Here is a 21,418-nt window from a genome sequence, read left to right on the forward strand (position 1 = left end):
GAGCCGGGCGGGGACCGGCTCGTGTGCGAGGCGGACCGGCGATCCGCGTGCCAGCGGATCGACGTAGCCGGACGCTTCCCGCTCCACCTGCGCGACCACTTCGTCGGGCCGACCGCGGAGAGCCGGGCGGGGACCGGCTCGTCTGCGAGGCGGACCGGCGATCCGCGTGCCAGCGGATCGACGTTGCCGGACGCTTCCCGCTCCACCTGCGCGACCACCTCGTCGGGCCGACCGCGGAGAGCCGGGCGGGGACCGGCTCGTGTGCGAGGCGGACCGGCGATCCGCGTGCCAGCGGATCGACGTAGCCGGACGCTTCCCGCTCCACCTGCGCGACCACCTCGTCGGGCCGACCGCGGAGAGCCGGGCGGGGACCGGCTCTCGAATAGACTGGCCCCTGCCATCAGCGGCGCCCTCGGGGGCCGCACGCAACGAGATTTCCGAGGGAGCACCGTGTCCGGGCATTCCAAGTGGGCCACGACCAAGCACCAGAAGGCGATCAAGGACTCGCGCCGCGCGAAGTCCTTCGCCAAGCTGATCAAGAACATCGAGGTGGCCGCCAAGACCGGCGGCGCCGACCTCTCCGGCAACCCGACGCTCGTCGACGCCGTGCAGAAGGCGAAGAAGACCTCGGTGCCGAACGACAACATCGACCGCGCGATCAAGCGCGGCGCCGGTCTCACCGGCGAGGTCATCGACTACACGACGATCATGTACGAGGCGTACGGCCCCAACGGCATCGCCCTGCTCGTCGAGTGCCTCACCGACAACAAGAACCGCGCCGCGGCGGACGTCCGCACTGCGATGACCCGCAACGGCGGCACCATGGCCGACCCGGGCAGCGTCGCCTACAACTTCGCGCGCAAGGGCGTCATCTCCGTGCCCCACGGCGAGAGCGTCACCGAGGACGACGTGCTCGGCGCGGTCCTCGACTTCGGCGTCGACGACGTCCTCGACCACGGCGAGAGCTTCGAGGTCCGCGTCGAGCCGAGCGAGCTCGTCCCGGCCCGCTCCGCGCTGCAGGACGCGGGCATCGACTACGACTCCGCCGACATCGAGTTCGTCGCCTCCCTCCAGGTCGAGGCCGACGCCGAGACGGCCCGCAAGGTCTTCCGCCTGATCGATGCGCTCGAGGACTCGGACGACGTGCAGAACGTCTACACCAACCTCGACATCACGGCCGAGGTGCGTGCCGAGCTCGAGAACGAGGAGTGACGCGGTGAGCCCGGCCCGATCCCGGAGGGCGGCCTGATGCGCGTCCTCGGGATCGACCCCGGGCTCACCCGCTGCGGCGTCGGCATCGTCGACGTCTCGCGCGACCGCCGCGCGACCCTCGTGCACGTGACGGTGCTCCGCACGCCGCCGGACGACGCGCTGGAGCGCCGCCTGCTGGCCCTGGGCGACGGGCTCGAGGCGCTGCTCGACGAGCACCGCCCCGACGCCGTCGCGATCGAGCGGGTCTTCGCGCAGAACAACGTCAGCACCGTCATGGGCATCGCGCAGATCAGCGGCGTCGCCCTCGTCGCGGCGGCCCGGCGCGGGCTCCCGGTCGGGATGCACACGCCGAGCGAGGTGAAGGCCGCCGTCACCGGCTACGGAGCCGCGGACAAGCGTCAGGTCACGGCGATGATCCAGCGCGTCCTCCGGCTCGACGCCCCCCCGCGGCCGGCCGACGCGGCCGACGCCCTCGCCCTGGCCGTCTGCCACGCCTGGCGGACCCCGCTCGCGCCGACCTCCGGGTCGGCGGGAGCCGGTGCCGACGGGGCGACGGGCGGCACAGCAGCACAGCGTGCGTGGCGCGCCGCCGAGGCCGCGAGTCGAACGCCTGTTCGAGCATCTAGACTGACTCGGTGATCTCCTCTCTCCGCGGCACCGTCCTCTCCGCCCGCGGGAGCCTCGCCGTCCTCGACGTCCACGGCGTCGGCTACGCGGTGAACGTGACCCCGCAGCACGCGCTCGAGATGCGCGTCGGCGACGAGACGACGGTCAGCACCGTGCTCGTCGTCCGCGAGGACTCGCTCACCCTCTACGGCTTCCCCGACGAGGAGCAGCTCGAGATCTTCGAGCTGCTGATCGGCGTGACCGGCGTCGGCCCCAAGTCCGCCCTCGGCGTGCTCGGCGCGGTCGAGCCGGACCGGATCGCGCAGGCGGTCGCCGACGAGGACGACGGGGTGTTCCGGAAGGTCAGCGGCATCGGCCCGAAGACGGCCAAGCTGATCATCCTCTCGCTCGCCGGCAAGGTGACCGTGCGGCCGCGCGCCGCCCGCGGCTCCGGTCCCGCCGCCACCGCCGCGCAGAACGTGCTCGCGGCGCTCGTCGGCCTCGGCTGGCCCGAGCGCACCGCGGCCGACGTGGTCGATGAGATCCTGCTCGACGCGCAGGCCTCCGACGCCGCGAACGTGCAGGCGCTGCTGCGGCTCGCTCTCGCCCGCCTCGGACCGGCGGCCCGCTCATGAGCGACGAGGTGCTGGGCGCCGAGGTCGCCTCGGAGGCCGAGGTCGCCTTCGAGGGTGCCCTGCGCCCCAGGAATCTCAGTGAGTTCGTCGGCCAGCGCAAGGTGCGCGGCCAGCTCGAGCTGCTGCTCAAGGCCGCGGCCATGCAGGGCCGGACGCCCGACCACATCCTGCTGGCGGGCCCGCCCGGGCTCGGCAAGACGACCCTCGCGATGATCGTGGCGGAGGAGAGCTCCTCGCCCCTGCGGCTCTCCAGCGGCCCCGCGATCCAGCACGCGGGCGACCTCGCCGCCGTACTGTCCTCGCTGCTGCCCGGCGAGATCCTCTTCATCGACGAGATCCACCGCATGGCGCGCTCCGCGGAGGAGATGCTCTACCTCGCGATGGAGGACTTCCGGATCGACATCATGGTCGGCAAGGGGGCGGGAGCGACGTCCGTCCCGCTGGATCTCGCCCCGTTCACGCTCGTCGGCGCCACGACCCGCTCCGGCCTGCTGCCCAACCCTCTCCGCGACCGCTTCGGCTTCACCGCGCACCTCGAGTTCTACGCGGAGGACGAGCTGCGGCAGGTCCTCGCCCGGGCGGCACGGCTGCTCGAGCTCGACATCGACGCGGACGCGATCGCCGAGATCGCCGGCCGCTGCCGCGGCACCCCGCGCATCGCCAACCGCCTGCTCCGGCGGGTGCGGGACTTCGCCCTGGTCCACGGCGGCCGTGCCGACGTGATCGCCGTCCGCGCGGCGCTGGAGCTCTACGACGTGGACGCGCTCGGACTCGACCGCCTCGACCGCGCCGTGATGGAGATCGTGCTGACCCGCTTCGACGGCGGGCCGGTCGGTCTGAACACCCTCGCCGTGTCGGTGGGGGAGGAGGCCGAGACGGTCGAGGCCGTCGTCGAGCCGTTCCTCGTGCGGATCGGCCTGCTGACGCGGACGCCGCGCGGCCGGGTGGCGACCCCGGCCGCCTACCGCCACTTCGGCATCGACCCCCGGGGGACGGCGGCTCAGCCGCCCCTGTTCCCCGATGATCTATGATTCTCTAGGCCCGACGGGCCGCTCGATCCGCTCCGCCTCGACCTGAGGCCGCGCGACGGATCGCCCATCCACTCCGGAAGGCCCACCCATGGATCCGACGATCATCCTGCTCGTCCTGCTGCTCGCCGTGATGATCATCTTCATGTTCCGCAACAACAAGAAGCGCCAGCGCGACGCGGAGAGCATGAAGAACAACCTCCAGCCGGGGGTGGAGCTGATGACCGGCTCCGGCCTCTTCGGCACCGTCGTGTCGATCGACGACGAGGCGAACAAGATCGTCATCGAGTCGACCCCCGGCACGCTGCTGACCATCCACCGTCAGGCGATCGCCCGCCTCATCGACCCGAGCGAGAACGCCGTCGTCGTCGAGGCCGAGGACGAGGCCGACCCGCTGACCGCGACCGGCTCGCCCGAGTTCGGCGAGCGCGACTCCGCGCACCGCGACCCGCTGGTGGACCCGGTGGAGCGCGACCGCCGTCCCGACGCGCAGTAGTCTCCTGGGCGGGCCGGGCGCATCGACGCCCGCCCGCCCTTCTCCACACCCGGGCGACCCCGGGACGATCACCGTCGACCGAAGAGAAAGCTGAGCCCTGGGTGGCCGCATCAACCCCCGTCCGGAAGGCCCGCCGCTCCCTGAGCTGGCTCGGTGTCCTGATCCTCGCTCTCGTCGGACTCAACACGGCGGCCGTCCTCTGGGGCGGCGGCTCCTGGACGCCGAAGCTCGCTCTCGACCTCGAGGGCGGCACGCAGATCGTCCTGCAGCCGCAGCTCAACGACGGCGACACCGTCTCGTCGGAGCAGCTGACGCAGGCCGTCTCGATCATCCGCCAGCGCATCGACGCGTCCGGCGTCTCCGAGGCCGAGATCACGACCCAGGGCTCGAGCAACATCGTCGTCTCGATCCCGGGCACGCCGGACGACGAGACCCTCCAGCGCATCGAGGCGTCGGCGAAGCTCGACTTCCGCCCCGTCCTCGTCGCGAGCCAGGCCACCAACAGCTCGGTCGGGGGCGACGCGACGTCCTCGCCCACTCCGACGCCCGTGGATCCGTCCCTCTCGACGGAGCCGACCGCCTCGCCGACGAACGCGAGCGACCTCGCCTACCTCACTCCGGCTCTCGAGGCGCAGTACACCGCCTTCGACTGCGCTTTCCTCAACGGCCAGGACCCGAACCTCGCGCCGGCCGACCAGCCGCTCATCACCTGTGACGACAGCGGCACCGTCAAGTACGTCCTCGGCCCGGTGGAGATCACCGGCGAGGACATCTCGGACGCCTCGAACGGCCTGATGACGACCTCCTCCGGCGCCAGCACCGGCACCTGGGCCGTCAACCTCTCGTTCGACGACCAGGGCACGCAGGCCTTCGGCGACGTGACCTCGCGCCTCGTGGCGCTGCAGGGTGCGCAGAACCAGTTCGCGATCGTGCTCGACGGCCGGGTCATCTCGGCCCCGTCGACGAACGCCGCGATCACCGACGGCAACGCGCAGATCTCGGGCTCCTTCACCCAGGAGTCGTCGAAGTCGCTCGCCGACCAGCTCAAGTACGGCGCGCTGCCGATCGGCTTCCAGGTGCAGAGCTCCGACAGCATCTCGGCGACGCTCGGCTCCGCCCAGCTCGCCAGCGGCCTGCTCGCCGGCCTCATCGGCCTGATCCTCGTCATCGTCTACTCCATCGCGCAGTACCGCGTGCTCGGAGCCGTCACGATCGCCTCGCTGCTCGTCGCGGCGATCGTCACCTATCTCGTCGTCACGCTGCTGTCCTGGCGGGAGGGACTGCGCCTCTCGCTCGCGGGGGTCGCGGGTCTGATCGTCGCGATCGGCATCACGGCCGACTCGTTCATCGTGTACTTCGAGCGCATCCGCGACGAGCTGCGCGACGGGCGCGGCCTCGAGTCCGCCGTCGAGTCCGGCTGGCGGCGCGCTCTGCGCACGATCTTCGCGTCCGACATGGTGAACCTGCTCGCCGCGGTGGTGCTCTTCCTCCTCGCCGTCGGCAGCGTCCGCGGCTTCGCGCTCACCCTCGGGATCACGACGATCATCGACCTGATCGTGGTGGCTCTGTTCACCCACCCGATCCTGCAGCTGATGGCCACCAGACCGTTCTTCGCCGAGGGGCACAAGGCCTCGGGCCTGGATCCCCGGGCGCTCGGAGCGGTCTATCGCGGCCGTGCGGCCTTCCGTCCGCAGGACCAGGTGGTCGCCGGCAAGCGCGCCTCCGCGTCCCGCGAGGCGGCCAAGCGCCAGACCATCGCCGAGCGGAAGGCCGCCGAGGCGACCGGCCTGCGCGACTCCAACGACTCGAACGGGAAGGACGCGTGATGGCCAGCTTCTCGCAGTTCGGAAACGACCTCTACACCGGTGCGCGATCGATCGACTTCGTCGGCCGGCGCCGCACGTGGTACCTCGTCTCGCTCGCCCTGATCCTGATCACGCTGCTCGGGACCGTCGCCCGCGGCGGCTTCAACTTCGGCATCGAGTTCACCGGCGGCTCGCAGTTCACCGTGTCCTCACCGGCGAGCCTGGAGCAGGCGACGGCCACGGACGCCGTCACCTCCGTCGCGCCGGAGACCGTGCCGCGCGTGTCGATCGTCGGCGACGACTCCATCCGCGTGCAGACCGGACAGCTCTCGACCGACGAGTCGACCGCGGTCAAGAACGCTCTGTCGGAGGCGTACGACGTCCCCGCCGACCAGGTCGCCTCCTCCTTCATCGGAGCGGCATGGGGCAACGACGTGACCCAGCAGGCCCTGCGCGGCCTGGTGATCTTCGTCGTCCTCGCGGCCCTGGCCATGTGGGCGTACTTCCGGACGTGGAAGATGTCGCTCGCCGCGATCGTCGCGCTCCTTCACGACCTGGTGATCGTCGCGGGCGTCTACGGCATCACCGGCACCGAGGTCTCGCCGGCGGCGGTGATCGGACTGCTGACGATCCTCGGCTACTCGCTCTACGACACCGTCGTGGTCTTCGACAAGATCCGCGAGAACACGGCGGAGGCTCTCGGCAGCACGACCCGCACCTTCTCCGAGACAGTGAACCTGGCCGAGAACCAGACCCTGGTGCGCTCGATCAACACCTCGATCGTCGCCGCCCTCCCGGTGGCCGCGATCCTCGTGATCGGAGCGTTCGTCCTCGGCGCGGGCACCCTCCGCGACATCTCGCTCGCCCTGCTGATCGGCATCATCGTCGGCACCTACTCGACGATCTTCGTCGCGGCTCCGCTGTACGCGCAGCTGCGCAGCCGGGAGAGCGAGATCTCCAAGCACGACAAGCGCGTGGAGTCGGCCCGTGCGAAGGCGACCGCTCCGGCGGCGCCGGCCGTCCAGGGCTGAGCCGTGGCCGACTACGCCCAGGTCACCGCGGCCGACGCCGTCGGACTCGTCCAGCGCGACGAGGTCTGGCTGCTCGACGTCCGCGAGCCGCACGAATGGGCGGCAGGGCACGCTCCTGCCGCCCACCACATCCCGATGGGGGAGATCGGCGCCCGGCAGGACGAGCTCCCGGCCGATACGGCGATCCTGGTGGTCTGCCACTCCGGAGTCCGCTCCGCGATGGTGACGCAGGCCCTCGACGGCGCCGGCTACGAGGTCGCCAACGTCGACGCCGGCATGACCGCCTGGGCCGCGGCGGGCGGCGACGTGGTCGACGGCGAGGGGCGTCCGGGACGCATCGGCTGACGCCGGTACCGTCCGCCCCGGGCGGAACGGTCATCGGCATCGTCCGCACGGGCGATAATGGGGCGATGGAGATCCTCGCGTGACGGAAACGACGACGACGTCCTCGACCGCTGCCCTGCGCAGACTGGTCCCGCGGATCTTCTCGCGTGCGCAGCCCTCCGGCGCCGTCGACACCCTCGTCCGCACCGTCCGGATGCACCACCCCAAGAGCGACATCGCGCTCATCGAGCGCGCGTACTCGGTCGCCGAGCGGGCGCACGCGAACCAGAAGCGCCGCAGCGGTGAGCCGTACATCACGCATCCGCTGGCCGTCGCGCAGATCCTCGCCGATCTCGGCATCGGCTCGAAGACGATCGCGGCCGCGCTGCTGCACGACACCGTCGAGGACACCGACTACCAGCTCGACGAACTCCGCGCGGACTTCGGCGACGAGGTCGCGATGCTCGTCGACGGCGTCACCAAGCTCGACAAGGTCAAGTACGGCGACAGCGCGCAGGCCGAGACCGTCCGCAAGATGATCGTGGCGATGTCGAAGGACATCCGCGTCCTGATCATCAAGCTCGCCGACCGCCTCCACAACGCGCGGACCTGGGGCTTCGTCCCCGCCGAGTCCGCGGCCCGCAAGGCCACTGAGACCCTCGAGATCTACGCGCCGCTGGCGCACCGCCTCGGCATCCAGGCCATCAAGTGGGAGCTCGAGGACCTGTCCTTCGCGGTGCTCTACCCCAAGATCTACAACGAGATCGAGAGCCTGGTGAAGCGGCGGACGCCGCAGCGCGAGGAGTTCGTGCAGAACGTCATCGACCTGATCAGCGAGGACCTGCGGGCCGGGCGGATCCGCGGTCGCGTCGTCGGCCGACCGAAGCAGTACTACTCGATCTACCAGAAGATGGTCGTCCGCGGTCGCGAGTTCGACGAGATCTACGACCTGGTCGGCATCCGCGTCCTCGTGAACTCGGTGCGCGACTGCTACGCCGTGCTCGGCTCGATCCACGCCCGCTGGACGCCGATGCCGGGCCGGTTCAAGGACTACATCGCCACTCCGAAGTTCAACCTCTACCAGTCCCTGCACACGACGGTGGTCGGGCCGAAGGGCCGTGCGGTCGAGATCCAGATCCGCACCAACGAGATGCACCAGCACGCGGAGTTCGGCATCGCGGCGCACTGGAAGTACAAGGAGCAGATGGCCACCGGCAAGGTGCCCACCTCCGGATCGAACGACACCGACCTCGCCTGGCTCGCGCACCTCTCGGACTGGCAGTCGGAGACCACCGACCCGAACGAGTTCCTCGACTCCCTCCGCTTCGAGATCGGCGCCAAGGAGGTCTACGTCTTCACCCCGAAGGGACGCGTGATCGGCCTGCCGACCGGCGCGACCCCGGTCGACTTCGCCTACGCGGTGCACACCGAGGTCGGGCACCGGACGATGGGCGCCAAGGTCAACGGGCGCCTCGTGCCGCTGGAGTCCGCTCTGACGACGGGCGACGTGGTCGAGGTCTTCACCTCGAAGAACCCCGACTCGGGACCGAGCCAGGACTGGCTCCACTTCGTCCAGAGCCCGCGGGCCCGCAACAAGATCCGCCAGTGGTTCACCAAGGAGCGGCGCGACGAGGCGATCGAGCAGGGCAAGGACTCCATCGCCCGGGCGATGCGGAAGCAGAACCTCCCGCTGCAGAAGCTGATGAGCCAGGACACCTTCACCGAGGTGGCCAGCCAGCTGCGCTACAACGACGTCGAGGCGCTCTATGCGGCCGTCGGCGAGGGCCACGTCTCGACCCAGTCGGTGCTCGAGAAGGTCGTCTCCTCCATCCAGGGCGATCCGGAGTCGGACGAGAACGAGGTCACCCTCCCGCGCTCGCCCCGGCCGCGGAGCCGGAGCAGCGAGTCGGGCGTCCTCGTGAAGGGCGCGCCGGACATCCTGGTCAAGCTCGCGAAGTGCTGCACCCCGGTTCCGGGCGACCAGATCGTCGGATTCGTGACGCGGGGAGCCGGCGTCTCCGTGCACCAGGCGAACTGCCACAACGTGCAGGAGCTGCTGAAGGAGCCGGAGCGGATCGTCGACGTCGAGTGGGCGCCGTCCTCCAAGAGCATCTTCCTCGTGCAGATCCAGGTCGAGGCGCTGGACCGCTCGGGCCTGCTGAGCGACGTGACGCGCGTGCTCTCGGAGCACCACGTCAACATCCTCTCGGCGACGGTCTCGACCTCGAGCGACCGGCTGGCGATCAGCCGGTTCGTCTTCGAGATGGGCGACACGACCCACCTGGACCGCGTGCTGAACGCCGTGCGCCGGATCGACGCCGTCTACGACGTCTACCGGGTCAACGGGGGCTGATCTCCGGGCGGCGTCTCGTCGAGTGCCGCCCGCAGCCGTCGTCCGACGATCCTCCGTCCGGCGACGGCGCTGCCCTCCTCGAGTCTCGCGACGACGGCGGCCAGCCCGGTCCGGGTGCTGCGCGAGAGCGCCCGGAGGATCGAGCCCGCGTCCTCCGTCCGGGCGAGGTCGATCAGCGTTCGGGCAGGCGACGTGACCGGCGTCCCGCCGAGGAGGACGACGTCGTCCTCGTCGAGCAGCACTTCATGGCAGCGCAGGCGGGGGTTCGACGGCACCTGTCGGCGCTTCCGCCGGTCGATGGAGGCGCTGTGCACCGGCGGCGGGTCGTGCGTCGCTCCGTGCACCCAGGCGGCGGAGAGACGATCGGCGACGGCGCCGCGGGGGAGCAGCGAGCGCAGGGAGGCTGCCCGCTCGGACGCCCCCAGGGGCAGGTCCGCGACGAGGAAGCCCTCGTCGAGCGCGACCAGCTCGCCGTCGAGGCGTGCGGCGCACAGCTCTGCGAGGGGGAGATGCCCGGGGAGGAGGACGGAGGGGAGGCGCATCCGGCCATGCTGGCCGATGCGCCTCCCCTCCGGAGCGTCGCGAGCGGATCTGTGGAGGGATCCGCCGGAGCGGGTCTAGCCGATCGCGTCGAGCCAGACCTTGCGGGCGTCGAGCGCCTCCTGAGCCTGGGCGATCGCGTCGCGGTCGCCGCGCGCCTTCGCCTCGTCGAGCTCGTCCTGGAGCTTCTGGATCGCGGCGGTCAGCTGAGAGGCGAGACCCTCGGAGCGGGCCTTGCGCTCCGGGTTGCTGCGGTTCCAGTGCTCCTCGTCGAGCTTGCGGACGTGCGCCTCGACCTTGCGGAGGCGGTCCTCGACCGTGCGCACCTGCTCGCGCGGCACGCGGCCGACGGCGTCCCAGCGCTCCTGGATAGAGAGCAGCACCCGCTTGGCCTTCTCGCGGTCCTGCTCCTGCAGGAGCGGCTCCGCCTCCTCGAGGAGGGCGAGCTTGAGGTCGAGGTTCTCGGTGTACTCGACGCTCTCCTGCGCGACGATCTCGGCCTTGGCGCCGTAGATCGCGTCGCCGGCGGCCTTGAAGCGGGCCCAGAGCGCGTCGTCGAACCGCTTGCCGGCCCGGCCTGCCACACGCCAGCGCTCGAGGAGCGCCCGGTAGTCCGGGATGGCGTCCGCGCCCTGGGGTACCAGCGCCTCGGCCTGGTCGATCAGCGCCTGCTTGGCCTGCTTGGCCTCGCGGTGCGCGGAGTCGAGGTCGGCGAAGAACGCCTTGCGGTTCTGCTCGATCGTGGTGCGCGCACCGCGGAACCGGCGCCACAGCTCGTTCGCGTCGTTCTTGGGCAGGCGCGGACCCTGCTGCTGGTGGTTCTGCCAGCGGGCGAAGAGGTCGTCGATGGCAGCGCTGGCCTGCTTCCACTGCGTCTTCGCCGGGTCGACCGCCGCCAGGGCCTCGGCCTCGGCGACGATGGCCTCGCGGTAGGCGAGGGCCTCGGACAGCGCGGCCTTGGACTCGGCCGCCTGCTGCTCGGTCAGATCCTCGACGGAGCCGCTCAGCGCGTCGACCCGGGTCTGCAGCGACTCGAGGTCGCCGACCGCGTTCGCCTGCGCGATGGCCGCGGACAGCGACTGCACCGTGCGTGCGACGTCTCCGGCGGGTGCGCCCCGCTTGGCGCGCTGCTCGAGCAGGGAGACCTGCCCGGCGAGCTCCGTGTACTTGCGCTCGTAGTAGGCGAGCGCCTCCTCGGGAGTCGCATCGGGGTACTGGCCGACCTCTCGCTCCCCGTCGCCGACGCGGACGTAGACCGTCCCGTCGTCGCCGACCCGTCCCCACGGCTGCTGGTCACTCATCGCTCGGAGCCTCACCTTGCTGTTCGATGTCGTGCTTCTCGGTGCCCGTCGCGTCGTCGGCCGGTGGGGCTCGACGGCCGGAGGGCCGAAGACCGCGCTCGGCCGCGAACGGGCAGTGACGACAAGCCTATTGCACTCCCCGCGCGGGCGGACCGTGACGACGCCGCGGGTGCGGCTACTGGACGGAGACGGACGTGATGGTCACGGGCTCGGCGGGTGCGCCGTCACTCGATCCGTCGGCCGTGCCCTTCGACACGACGTCGGCGACCAGCGCGTCCAGCCCCGAGGTGACCTGCCCGAGCACGGTGTACCCGCCGGCCGCGTCGGCGGGCAGGGTCGTGTCCTGGTAGACGACGAAGAACTGGCTGCCCTGGCTGTAGCCGTTGCCGCCCTGACGGGCCATCGCGATGGTCCCGGCCGGGTAGACGCCGTCCTCGGGCGCGTTCTCGACGGGGCCGTAGCTGTAGCCCGGTCCGCCGGTGCCGTCGCCGTTCGGGTCGCCGCACTGGAGGACGTAGAGGCCCTCGGTGGTGAGACGGTGGCAGGAGACGCCGTCGTAGAAGCCGGACTGCGTCAGCGAGATGAAGGACGAGACGGCCTGCGGTGCGGCGGCGCCGGCGAGCGTGATGCCCAGCGGGTCCTCGCCGATCGTGAGCGTGCCCGTCCAGTCGCGGCCCTCGGCGATGTCCGAGGAGGGCACGTCGCCGGTGTTCTCGCCCGTCGCCTCGGGCGTCGGGGTCGAGGAGGAGGAGGGGGTCGGCGCGGCGACCGGCGTGCCGGGGCCGCCGGAGAAGTAGAGGATCTGGGCGACGACGGCGAGCCCGATCACGACGACGGCGGCGATCGCCGCGATCACGTTGTCGCGCACGCGCCGCTTCTGCCTCGAGCGGTGGAGGCTCTGACGGGCCTGGTAGGCCCGGAGCCGGGTGCGCGCCTCGCGGTCGTTCGACTTGCCCTGGGCCACGTGTTCCTCCGACGTCCTCGTCCGCGCGGCTTCGGCGCGGCGGCCCGCGCACGCAGGCCGCGTCGAGCCTACGAGAACCGCCGGAGGCGCGACAAACGCCGCTCCGTCGCGCCGAGCGGTCGGGCCGGGGATCTGTCGGAGGCCGTCGTTACGCTGGGGGCATGACCATGCAGCAGGCCGGACTCCGCTCCGGGGCGACTCCGCTCGCCGTGCGGATGCGGCCGCGCAGCCTCGAGGAGGTCGCCGGTCAGCGCCATCTCCTCACGCCCGGCTCGCCCCTGGTCGCCCTCGCCGCCGACACGACGGGGGAGCGGGGAGCGGTGTCCGTCATCCTCTGGGGCCCTCCCGGCACGGGCAAGACCACGCTCGCGCAGGCGGTGGCCCACTCCAGCGGCCGCCGCTTCGTCGAGCTCTCCGCCGTCACGGCGGGCGTGAAGGACGTGCGGCAGGTGATGGAGGAGGCGCTCTCCACCCGCGACCTCTACGGCACGTCGACGGTGCTCTTCCTCGACGAGATCCACCGCTTCACGAAGGCCCAGCAGGACGCGCTGCTGCCCGGGGTCGAGAACGGGTGGGTCATCCTCATCGCGGCCACGACCGAGAACCCCTCGTTCTCGGTGATCGCGCCGCTGCTCTCGCGCTCGCTCCTGCTGACCCTCGAGCCGCTCAGCGACGACGACCTGGGCGTCCTGGTCGACCGCGCCCTGCACGACGAGCGGGGCCTCCGCGACTCCGTGACGCTGGAGGAGGAGGCCCGGGCGAGCATCGTGCGGCTCGCCTCCGGAGACGCCCGGCGGGCGCTGACCGCGCTCGAGGCCGCCGCCACCTCCGCCCGCTCGGAGGCCCGCGAGGCCGACCGGGTCGCCCGGGCCGCCGCCGCGGAGGACCCGGACGAGGAGGACGACGAGGAGGACGCTCCCGTCGAGGCGGTCGCCGAGGAGCCCGCGCTCCCCGTCATCACGACCGAGGTCGTCGCGCGCGCCGTCGACCGCGCCCTGCTGCGCTACGACCGCAACGGCGACGAGCACTACGACGTCATCAGCGCCTTCATCAAGTCCATCCGGGGCTCCGACGTCGACGCGGCGCTCCACTACCTGGCCCGGATGATCGAGGCGGGGGAGGATCCGCGGTTCATCGCCCGCCGCATCATCGTCTCCGCGTCCGAGGACATCGGCATGGCCGACCCGCAGGCGCTCGTCGTCGCGATCGCCGCGGCCGACGCCGTGCAGTTCATCGGCATGCCGGAGGGGCGCATCCCGCTCGCCCAGGCGGTCGTGCACCTGGCGACCGCCCCGAAGTCGAACGCGTCCTACTCCGCCATCGACGCGGCCATCGCGGACGTGCGTGCGGGCCGCGCGGGGCGGGTCCCGCCGCACCTGCGCGACGCGCACTACCCCGGCGCCAAGAAGCTCGGCCACGGCAAGGGCTACCGGTACCCGCACGACGCCGACCTCGGCGTGCTCGAGCAGCAGTACCTCCCGGACCCGCTCCAGGGCGCGCGGTACTACCGGCCCACCGAGCACGGCAACGAGCGCGACGTCTCCGCGCGCCTGGCGAAGCTCCTGCGCATCATCCGCGGCGACCGGGGCTGACCTCGCCGACCGCGTGCTCGCGGGACCCGCACGGGAGGCCGCGGCCTGATAGTCTTGCGAGGTTGCCCACCGCTCTGTAGCCGAGCGGAGCAGCACATCCCTCTGAATCGCGCAGCCCGCCACTGCGGTCACCCTTCCCCCGCACCCGCGGAGGACACGACCGCGGCGTCCGCCCTCCTCCCGGAGCCGGCGGTCGAGAGCTGCGACCGAACCTCTCAGACCTTGGAAGGACCACTGTGTCGACCACGTCCCGTACCCGTTCGAAGACGCGCCTCTCGCGCGCCCTCGGCATCCCCCTGACCCCGAAGGCCGCCCGCTACCTCGAGAAGCGTCCCTACGCTCCCGGTGAGCACGGCCGCTCGAAGCGCAAGGCCGACTCCGACTACGCGGTCCGCCTGCGTGAGAAGCAGCGTCTGCGCGCCCAGTACGGCATCCGCGAGAAGCAGCTCCGCATCGCCTTCCAGGAGGCGCGCCGCACCCAGGGCCTGACCGGTGAGAACCTGGTCGAGCTCCTCGAGATGCGCCTCGACGCCCTCGTCCTGCGCTCGGGCTTCGCCCGCACCACCGCGCAGGCGCGCCAGTTCGTCACCCACCGCCACATCATGGTGGACGGCAAGACGGTCGACCGCCCCTCCTTCCGCGTGAAGCCGGGCCAGGTCATCCACGTCAAGACCCGCTCCGAGGGCACCGAGCCCTTCCAGGTCGCCGCGGCCGGTGGACACGTCGACGTCCTCCCCAAGACCCCGGGCTACCTCGAGGTCGAGATCGACAAGCTGCAGGCGACGCTCCTGCGCCGCCCGAAGCGCGCCGAGGTCCCCGTGACCTGCGAAGTGCAGCTCGTCGTCGAGTACTACGCGGCCCGCTGAGTCCAGCCCCGCAGAGAAAGGCCCCGGTGTCCGCACCGGGGCCTTTCCCGTTCCCGGGGTCTCGGCGTGCGATCTGCAGGCACCTGCGCGACCTGCACGCACCTGCGCGATCTGCAGGCACTTGCGCGATCTGCAGGCGAAGGTGCGCTCTGCAGGCACCTGCGCGATCTGCATGGAAAGGCGCGATCTGCAGGGGAAGGCGCGATCTGCAGGGGATGCCGGGGTTTCGACTCCGATCATGTGGAAAAACAGGCGATTCGCCCTGCATGACCTGCAGACGGCACCTCCGCCCCCTGCAGAAGGCACAGCGCCCTGCAGACGGCACAGCGCCCTGCAGACGGCACACCCGCGCCCTGCAGACGGCACACCCGCGCCCTGCAGACGGCACACCCGCGCCCTGCAGACGGCACATCCGCCCCCCTGCAGACGGCACGGCGGCCAGGCACGGTCACCTGCAGACGGCACGGCGTCTCGGCACGGACACCTGCACACGGCACGGTCACCTGCAGACCGCATTGACACCTGCACACGGCACAGGCACCTGCAGATCGCACGCGGGGACCCGGCACGCCCGCTCGCAGCCCGTCGGTAGGCTGGAGTGCCGCGCTGGGCGGCATCGAACGGAGGTCACCGTGACCGGTGGAGACATCGCAGGGCTCATCGCCGCGGGGGTGTTCGCGATCCTGGTGGCGATCACCGCCGTCCCGCTCTGGAAGCTCGGACGCGTCTTCGACAGCACGAGCGAGGCCATCAAGCAGGCCGGCGACGGCCTGACGCCGATCCTCGACGAGTCGGCCTCCACCCTCCGCGAGGCCAACCACCAGCTGGCCCGGGTGGACACGATCACGAAGGACGTCGCCGAGGTCACCGGCAACGTCAACGCGCTCGTCGCCCTCACGGCCGCGACCGTCGGCGGTCCGCTGATCAAGCTCGCCGGCTTCACCGCCGGAGTCCGCGCCGTGCTCGTCGCCGGACGCACGGCCGACAAGGCCGGAGCCGCGGTCGGCCGCTCCGCCGCGAAGCGCACGAAGCGGCCGCGCTCGAAGTAGCGCCGCGCCCGCGCCCTAGAATCGAACGGGTCGTCGCGCCGCCGCGCCCGCCCCGCCGCTGTGGAAGGACACCCCGTGAAGAACATCCTCCTGATCGTCATCGGGATCGGCCTCGGATTCGCGGTCGCCCACCAGGTCTCGCGCACCGAGGCGGGCGCCCGGCTCTTCGCCGACATCAACCGCACCGCGAAGGAGCTCGGCGAGGCCGTCTCCGAGGGCTACCACCAGCGCGAGGCCGAACTGAAGGCCGCCATCGGCGAGGGCTGACGCCCCGCCGCCCGACATCCGCGTCGTCACCGACCGAACCGTAACGGAACCCATGCAGACCGCAGACATCCGCAACCGCTGGCTCGACTTCTTCGGGAGCCGCGGCCACACCGTGGTCCCCTCCGCCTCCCTCGTGAGCGAGGACCCGAGCCTCCTCTTCACCGTCGCCGGCATGGTGCCGTTCGTGCCCTACCTCACCGGAGTGGTCCCCGCGCCGTTCCCGCGCGCGACCAGCGTGCAGAAGTGCATCCGCACCAACGACATCGAGGAGGTCGGCAAGACGCCGCGTCACGGCACGTTCTTCCAGATGAACGGCAACTTCTCCTTCGGCGACTACTTCAAGGAGGGGGCGATCGGCTACGCCTGGGAGCTGCTCACCGGCGCCGAGAGCGACGGGGGACTGGGCTTCGACGAGAAGGACCTCTGGGTCACCGTCTACAAGGACGACGACGAGGCGATCGCCCTCTGGAAGACGATCGCGGGACTGCCGGACGAGCGCATCCAGCGCCTGGACAAGGACACCAACTACTGGTCGACCGGCCAGCCCGGCCCCGCCGGGCCCTGCTCCGAGATCTTCTTCGACCGCGGCCCCGCCTACGGGATCGACGGCGGCCCGGCGACGGACGACGACCGCTACGTGGAGATCTGGAACCTCGTCTTCATGCAGTACCTCCGCGGAGAGGGCACGAGCAAGGTCGACTTCGACATCCTCGGCGAGCTGCCGCGCAAGAACATCGACACCGGCATGGGCCTCGAGCGCGTCGCCTTCCTCAAGCAGGGCGTCGAGAACATGTACGAGATCGACCAGGTCCGGCCGGTCCTCGACCGCGCCGCCGAGCTCTCGGGCCGCCGCTACGGAGCCGTCCACGAGGACGACGTCCGCATGCGCGTCATCGCCGACCACGTGCGCTCCTCGCTGATGCTGCTGTCGGACGGCGTGACGCCGTCCAACGAGGGGCGCGGCTACATCCTCCGCCGCCTGATGCGCCGCACCGTGCGCGCCATGCGCCTGCTCGGAGTGGACACCGCGACGTTCCCCGAGCTCTTCACCGCCTCGCGCGACGCGATGGCATCCGCCTACCCCGAGGTGTCCACCGAGTTCGAGCGCCTCTCGACCAGCGCCTACGGCGAGGAGGAGGCGTTCCTGCGCACCCTCGCGGCCGGCACCGAGATCCTCGACCTCGCCGTCCTGAAGACGAAGAAGGCCGAGTCGCCGACGCTGCCGGGAGACACCGCGTTCCTCCTGCACGACACTTTCGGATTCCCGATCGACCTCACCCTCGAGATCGCCGAGGAGTCGGGCCTGACGGTCGACCGCGAGGCGTTCGACTCCCTCATGACCGCGCAGCGGACGCGGGCGAAGGCGGACGCGAAGTCGAAGAAGTCGGCGCTGGCCGACCTCTCGGTCTATGCCGACTTCCGCGCCCACGGCGAGACGCTGTTCACCGGCTACGACGTGCTCGACACCGAGACGCGCATCCTCGGCCTCATCGTCGGCGGGCACTCCGTCACCAAGGCGGTCGCGGGCGACATCGCGGAGGTGATCCTCGAGGCGACCAGCCTCTACGCGGAGTCCGGCGGCCAGGAGGCCGACGCGGGCCGCATCGTCGGCTCCGGCTTCGACCTCGAGGTCCTCGACGTGCAGAAGCCCGTCAAGGGGCTGATCAGCCACAAGGTCCAGGTCGCCAGCGGCGAGGTCGGAGTGGGCGACGCCGCCACCTCCGTCGTCGACCGCGACTGGCGCCGGGGCGCCACGCAGGCCCACTCGGGCACGCACCTCATCCACGCCGCGCTGCGCCAGGTCCTCGGCCCGCAGGCGCACCAGTCCGGCTCGTACAACAAGGCGGGCTACCTGCGCCTGGACTTCTCGTGGAACCAGGCCCTCTCACTCGAGACCCGCAGCGAGATCGAGGAGATCGCCAACACCGCGATCCGGGACAACCTCGAGGTCGTCACGCGCGAGCTCCCGATCGACGAGGCGAAGGCGCTCGGCGCGATGGCCCTCTTCGGCGAGAAGTACGGCGACGTCGTCCGCGTGGTCGACATCGGCGGGCCCTGGTCGCGCGAGCTCTGCGCGGGCACCCACGTCGGGCGCTCGTCCGAGGTCGGCGTGATCAGCCTGGTCAGCGAGTCCTCGGTCGGATCGACGAACCGCCGCGTCGAGTCGCTCGTGGGCCGCGAGGCCTTCCAGGAGCTCGCCGCCGAGCGCGCCCTCGTCAGCACGATCTCGTCCTCGCTGAAGACCCCGCGCGAGCAGCTGCCCGAGCGGATCGGCGAGCTCGTCGCGAGCCTCAAGGCCGCCGAGAAGCGGATCGCCGCGTTCGAGGCCAAGGCCCTCTCCGACCGGGTGCCCGCCCTCGCGGCGACCCGCCGCACAGTGGGCGGCACGACCGTCGTCGCCGAGAACATCGGCACCGCGGGATCGACCGACGAGCTGCGCTCCCTCGTGACCTCCGTCCGCGAGCGGCTCGGCCAGGAGCCGGCCGTCGTCGCGCTGGCCGCCGACGTCTCGGGCAAGCCCGCCGTGATCGTCGCCACCAACCAGGCCGCCCGCGATCAGGGCCGCCGCGCGGGTGCGCTCGCCAAGCGCGCCGCCGGGATCCTCGGCGGCGGCGGAGGCGGCAAGGACGACCTCGCCCAGGGCGGCGGCTCCGACGTCTCCGCCATCGGCGCAGCACTCGAGGCCGTGGTCCAGGAAGCGACCAGCTGAATGGGCCGGTTCGGCGTCCGGCTCGGCATCGATGTGGGCCGAGCCCGCATCGGAGTCGCCCGCTGCGACGCCGACGGCCTGCTCGCGCTGCCCGTCGAGACGGTCCCGCGGGCGGGCACTGACGGCGGATCCTCGGACGTCTCCCGGATCGCGCACCTCGCCGCCGAGTACGATGCCCAGGCGATCATCGTCGGACTGCCGCTGTCGCTGTCGGGGGCCGAGACGGCCTCGACGGAGGACGCGCGCGGATTCGCTCGGCTGCTCGCCGAAGCGGTCCCCACCGCTCCGGTGCGGCTCGTCGACGAGCGGCTGTCGACGGTCACCGCCCAGAGCGCCCTGCACCGCTCCGGACGCACCACCCGCGGCTCCCGAGCCGTGATCGACCAGGTCGCCGCCGTGGTGATCCTGCAGCACGCCATCGATTCCGAGCGCTCGGCCGGCACCCCGGCCGGAGTCCTGCTCGAACCGAACGAAGGACCTCCTCGTGACCGACGTCCCCCCGAGCCGCCGCGACGCCCGCGCCGCCGAGCAGTCGCAGCCGACTCCGCCCGACCCGACTCCGGAGAAGCAGCCCGCGCCGACTGAGGCGCACGATCCGCTGGGCCGCCTCTTCACCGGGCCCGACGTGCCCGAGCCCCGCGGCCGCGACGACGCCGCCGCGTTCGACCCGGACGCGCGCCCGAAGCGGCGCCGCGCGGCTCGCGCGACCGGCGGCGCGAAGAAGCGCCGCAGCCGCCGCGGGCTCATCGGCGGGCTCCTGGCCTTCGGCGTCTTCGCCGCGCTCGTCGCCATCGCCGTGACGATCTTCCTCGAGCCCGTGCGCGGCCTGTTCGCCGAGCCCGAGCCGACCGACTTCACCGGCACCGGCTCGAGCGAGGTGCTGTTCACGATCCACCAGGGCGACGGCGGCAGCGACATCGCCAACAACCTCGTCTCGGACGGGGTCATCAAGTCCTACGACCCGTTCTACGACCTGCTCCTCGCCCAGAGCCCCGAGCCCGTCTTCCAGCCCGGCGCCTACTCGCTCAAGGCCGAGATGAGCGCCAAGGCCGCACTGTCGGCGCTGCTCGACTCCGAGTCGACCCGCCTCGCGAACACCTTCGTCATCCCCGAGGGGACGGCCCTCAAGGAGGCGCTGCCGCTCATCGCCGACGGCACCGGGGTCGCGCTGACGGACCTCGAGGCGGCCGCCGCCGACTGGGGCTCGTTCGGACTCCCGGCCGGCGCGACGAGCCTCGAGGGGTTCCTGTTCCCCGCGACGTACGACATCGACCCGTCGACGCCCGCGCACGACATCCTGAAGACGCTGGTCGACCGGATGTACCAGGCGCTCGACCAGGCCGGCGTGCCGGTGGACGACCGCTACCGCGTCGTCGTGTTCGCCTCCCTCGTGCAGCGCGAGGCCCGCGTCGCCGAGGACTTCCCGAAGGTCGCGCGCGTGTTCCAGAACCGTCTCGACCAGGGGTGGCGCCTGCAGTCGGACGCGACCGTGGCCTACGGCACCGGCGCGACCGATCGCGTCTCGACGACGGACGCCGAGCGGAACGACGCCGGCAACGTCTACAACACCTACCAGCGCGACGGACTGCCGCCCGCGCCGATCTCGAACCCGGGCGACGTGGCGATCGACGCGGTCATGCACCCCGCGGACGGCACCTGGATGTACTTCGTCACGGTGAACCTCGAGACGGGCGAGACGGTCTACTCCACCACCGACGCCGAGCACAACGCGGCCGTCGACCAGTGGCAGGCCTGGATGCGGGACCACCCGGAGTACCAGTGACGGCCGCCGGGTACCGCCTCGCGGTCCTCGGCGCGCCGATCGCGCACTCGAAGTCGCCCGCGCTGCACGCGGCCGCCTACCGGGTGCTCGGACTCGACTGGAGCTACCGTGCCGTCGAGACGACCGAGGAGACCCTCGCCGAGGTCGTGTCCGGCGAGCCCTGGCACGGCCTGTCGTTGACCATGCCGCTCAAGCACGCGGTGCGTCCGCTGCTGGCAGAGGAGGACGCGGTCGCCCGGGTCACCGGCGCGGTCAACACTGTGCTGGTCGACCGCTCCGGCCCGGCACCCCGTCTCCGCGGCTTCAACACCGATGTCGCGGGCATCGTGCGGGCCCTCGCCGAGGCGGGCGTCGTCTCGGCGGAGCGCGTCCAGGTGCTCGGCGGGGGAGCGACCGCCGCCTCCGCCCTCGCCGCCGCCGCCGGACTGGGTGCGGCGCGGGTCGACCTCGTCCTGCGGACGGCGTCGAGGGCCGCCGAGCTCGCTCCGCTCGCGGAGTCGCTCGGCGTCTCGCTCTCGGTCCACTCGTTCGGCGACTGGTCCACCGGAGCGCCCCTGGTGATCTCGACGCTCCCGGGCGGAGCAGCGGACGACCTCGACGTCCCGGACGCGGCGGTCGCGGGCTCCACCCTGTTCGACGTGGCGTACTCCCCGTGGCCGAGCGCGCTCGCCCGGACCTGGGAGCAGGGCGGCTCCCCGGTCGTCTCGGGGCTCGGGATGCTGCTCCACCAGGCCCTCGTGCAGGTGCGGATCTTCGTCGGCGGCGACCCGGCCCTGCCTCTCGAACGCGAGGACGAGGTGCTCGCCGCGATGCGCCGAGCCGTCTCGGCGGGCCCGGCGCACTGACCTCGTGTGCC

General features: G+C 71.7%; 19 protein-coding genes and 1 pseudogene. 17 read left to right on the forward strand and 3 right to left on the reverse strand.

What is annotated here, in order from left to right; translation table 11 throughout:
- The first annotated feature begins 450 nt into the window (after positions 1-450).
- The 9 genes from C5D08_RS14625 (at position 451) to C5D08_RS14665 (ending at position 9,490) form a co-directional block, all read left to right on the forward strand.
- Positions 451-1,212: a YebC/PmpR family DNA-binding transcriptional regulator gene (locus tag C5D08_RS14625; RefSeq protein ID WP_104277664.1), complete on the forward strand. Its 762-nt coding sequence runs from the start codon at positions 451-453 to the stop codon at positions 1,210-1,212.
- Positions 1,213-1,248: 36 nt separating this feature from the next.
- Entirely contained in the window at positions 1,249-1,851 is a 603-nt protein-coding gene (gene ruvC, locus C5D08_RS14630) for a crossover junction endodeoxyribonuclease RuvC (protein ID WP_104277665.1), read from the forward strand.
- The gene (gene ruvA, locus C5D08_RS14635; RefSeq protein WP_104225337.1) at positions 1,848-2,453 is read left to right on the forward strand and encodes a Holliday junction branch migration protein RuvA; all 606 of its coding nucleotides are present in this window, start codon (positions 1,848-1,850) and stop codon (positions 2,451-2,453) included. The genes ruvC and ruvA overlap by 4 nt, the downstream gene beginning before the upstream one ends.
- On the forward strand, positions 2,450-3,484 hold the full coding sequence (ruvB, locus tag C5D08_RS14640) for a Holliday junction branch migration DNA helicase RuvB (protein ID WP_104277666.1): 1,035 nt from the start codon (positions 2,450-2,452) through the stop codon (positions 3,482-3,484). The genes ruvA and ruvB overlap by 4 nt, the downstream gene beginning before the upstream one ends.
- A gap of 88 nt (positions 3,485-3,572) precedes the next feature.
- Positions 3,573-3,977, forward strand: a complete 405-nt coding sequence (gene yajC / locus C5D08_RS14645) for a preprotein translocase subunit YajC (protein ID WP_104277667.1) — start codon at positions 3,573-3,575, stop codon at positions 3,975-3,977.
- A gap of 101 nt (positions 3,978-4,078) precedes the next feature.
- Positions 4,079-5,803 carry a protein translocase subunit SecD gene (gene secD / locus C5D08_RS14650; RefSeq protein ID WP_104277668.1) on the forward strand — a complete coding sequence of 575 codons (1,725 nt, stop codon included), beginning with the start codon at positions 4,079-4,081 and terminating at the stop codon, positions 5,801-5,803.
- Positions 5,803-6,813, forward strand: a complete 1,011-nt coding sequence (gene secF / locus C5D08_RS14655; protein ID WP_104277669.1) for a protein translocase subunit SecF — start codon at positions 5,803-5,805, stop codon at positions 6,811-6,813. The genes secD and secF overlap by 1 nt, the downstream gene beginning before the upstream one ends.
- 3 nt (positions 6,814-6,816) lie before the next feature.
- On the forward strand, positions 6,817-7,158 hold the full coding sequence (locus C5D08_RS14660) for a rhodanese-like domain-containing protein (protein WP_104277670.1): 342 nt from the start codon (positions 6,817-6,819) through the stop codon (positions 7,156-7,158).
- Between the two features lie 79 nt (positions 7,159-7,237).
- Positions 7,238-9,490, forward strand: coding sequence for a bifunctional (p)ppGpp synthetase/guanosine-3',5'-bis(diphosphate) 3'-pyrophosphohydrolase (locus C5D08_RS14665; RefSeq protein WP_104224764.1), 2,253 nt, complete (start codon positions 7,238-7,240; stop codon positions 9,488-9,490).
- Here C5D08_RS14665 and C5D08_RS14670 read toward each other — a convergent pair.
- The 3 genes from C5D08_RS14670 to C5D08_RS14680 form a co-directional block, all read right to left on the reverse strand.
- Positions 9,469-10,032, reverse strand: coding sequence for a type IV toxin-antitoxin system AbiEi family antitoxin (locus C5D08_RS14670; protein ID WP_104277671.1), 564 nt, complete (start codon positions 10,030-10,032; stop codon positions 9,469-9,471). The genes C5D08_RS14665 and C5D08_RS14670 overlap by 22 nt on opposite strands.
- A gap of 75 nt (positions 10,033-10,107) precedes the next feature.
- Positions 10,108-11,331: a DUF349 domain-containing protein gene (locus C5D08_RS14675; RefSeq protein WP_104224762.1), complete on the reverse strand. Its 1,224-nt coding sequence runs from the start codon at positions 11,329-11,331 to the stop codon at positions 10,108-10,110.
- Positions 11,332-11,506: 175 nt separating this feature from the next.
- Complete coding sequence (locus tag C5D08_RS14680) at positions 11,507-12,295, reverse strand: peptidylprolyl isomerase (RefSeq protein ID WP_104277672.1); 789 nt, start codon at positions 12,293-12,295, stop codon at positions 11,507-11,509.
- Between the two features lie 161 nt (positions 12,296-12,456).
- On the opposite strand from C5D08_RS14680, the gene C5D08_RS14685 reads away from it, so the two are divergent.
- The 8 genes and pseudogenes from C5D08_RS14685 to C5D08_RS14720 all read left to right on the forward strand — a co-directional run bounded on the left by C5D08_RS14685 (position 12,457) and on the right by C5D08_RS14720 (position 21,407).
- Entirely contained in the window at positions 12,457-13,887 is a 1,431-nt protein-coding gene (locus C5D08_RS14685; RefSeq protein ID WP_104277673.1) for a replication-associated recombination protein A, read from the forward strand.
- Positions 13,888-14,123: 236 nt separating this feature from the next.
- The gene (rpsD, locus tag C5D08_RS14690; protein ID WP_068210518.1) at positions 14,124-14,753 is read left to right on the forward strand and encodes a 30S ribosomal protein S4; all 630 of its coding nucleotides are present in this window, start codon (positions 14,124-14,126) and stop codon (positions 14,751-14,753) included.
- Between the two features lie 632 nt (positions 14,754-15,385).
- Positions 15,386-15,802: a DUF948 domain-containing protein gene (locus tag C5D08_RS14695; protein ID WP_104277674.1), complete on the forward strand. Its 417-nt coding sequence runs from the start codon at positions 15,386-15,388 to the stop codon at positions 15,800-15,802.
- Positions 15,803-15,877: 75 nt separating this feature from the next.
- Positions 15,878-16,069: a hypothetical protein gene (locus tag C5D08_RS14700; protein ID WP_104225329.1), complete on the forward strand. Its 192-nt coding sequence runs from the start codon at positions 15,878-15,880 to the stop codon at positions 16,067-16,069.
- Between the two features lie 52 nt (positions 16,070-16,121).
- Positions 16,122-18,779, forward strand: a complete 2,658-nt coding sequence (alaS, locus tag C5D08_RS14705; RefSeq protein WP_104277675.1) for an alanine--tRNA ligase — start codon at positions 16,122-16,124, stop codon at positions 18,777-18,779.
- A pseudogene (gene ruvX / locus C5D08_RS14710) lies at positions 18,780-19,256 on the forward strand (Holliday junction resolvase RuvX); the annotation flags it as partial.
- Positions 19,257-19,263: 7 nt separating this feature from the next.
- On the forward strand, positions 19,264-20,562 hold the full coding sequence (mltG, locus tag C5D08_RS14715) for an endolytic transglycosylase MltG (RefSeq protein ID WP_181110292.1): 1,299 nt from the start codon (positions 19,264-19,266) through the stop codon (positions 20,560-20,562).
- The gene (locus tag C5D08_RS14720; RefSeq protein ID WP_258067421.1) at positions 20,559-21,407 is read left to right on the forward strand and encodes a shikimate dehydrogenase; all 849 of its coding nucleotides are present in this window, start codon (positions 20,559-20,561) and stop codon (positions 21,405-21,407) included. Before mltG ends, C5D08_RS14720 begins: the two co-directional genes overlap by 4 nt.
- The last annotated feature ends 11 nt before the right edge of the window (positions 21,408-21,418 follow it).

Origin of the sequence: Rathayibacter sp. AY1B6 (genome assembly GCF_002932755.1) — a bacterium.
Classification (GTDB): Bacteria; Actinomycetota; Actinomycetes; order Actinomycetales; family Microbacteriaceae; genus Rathayibacter.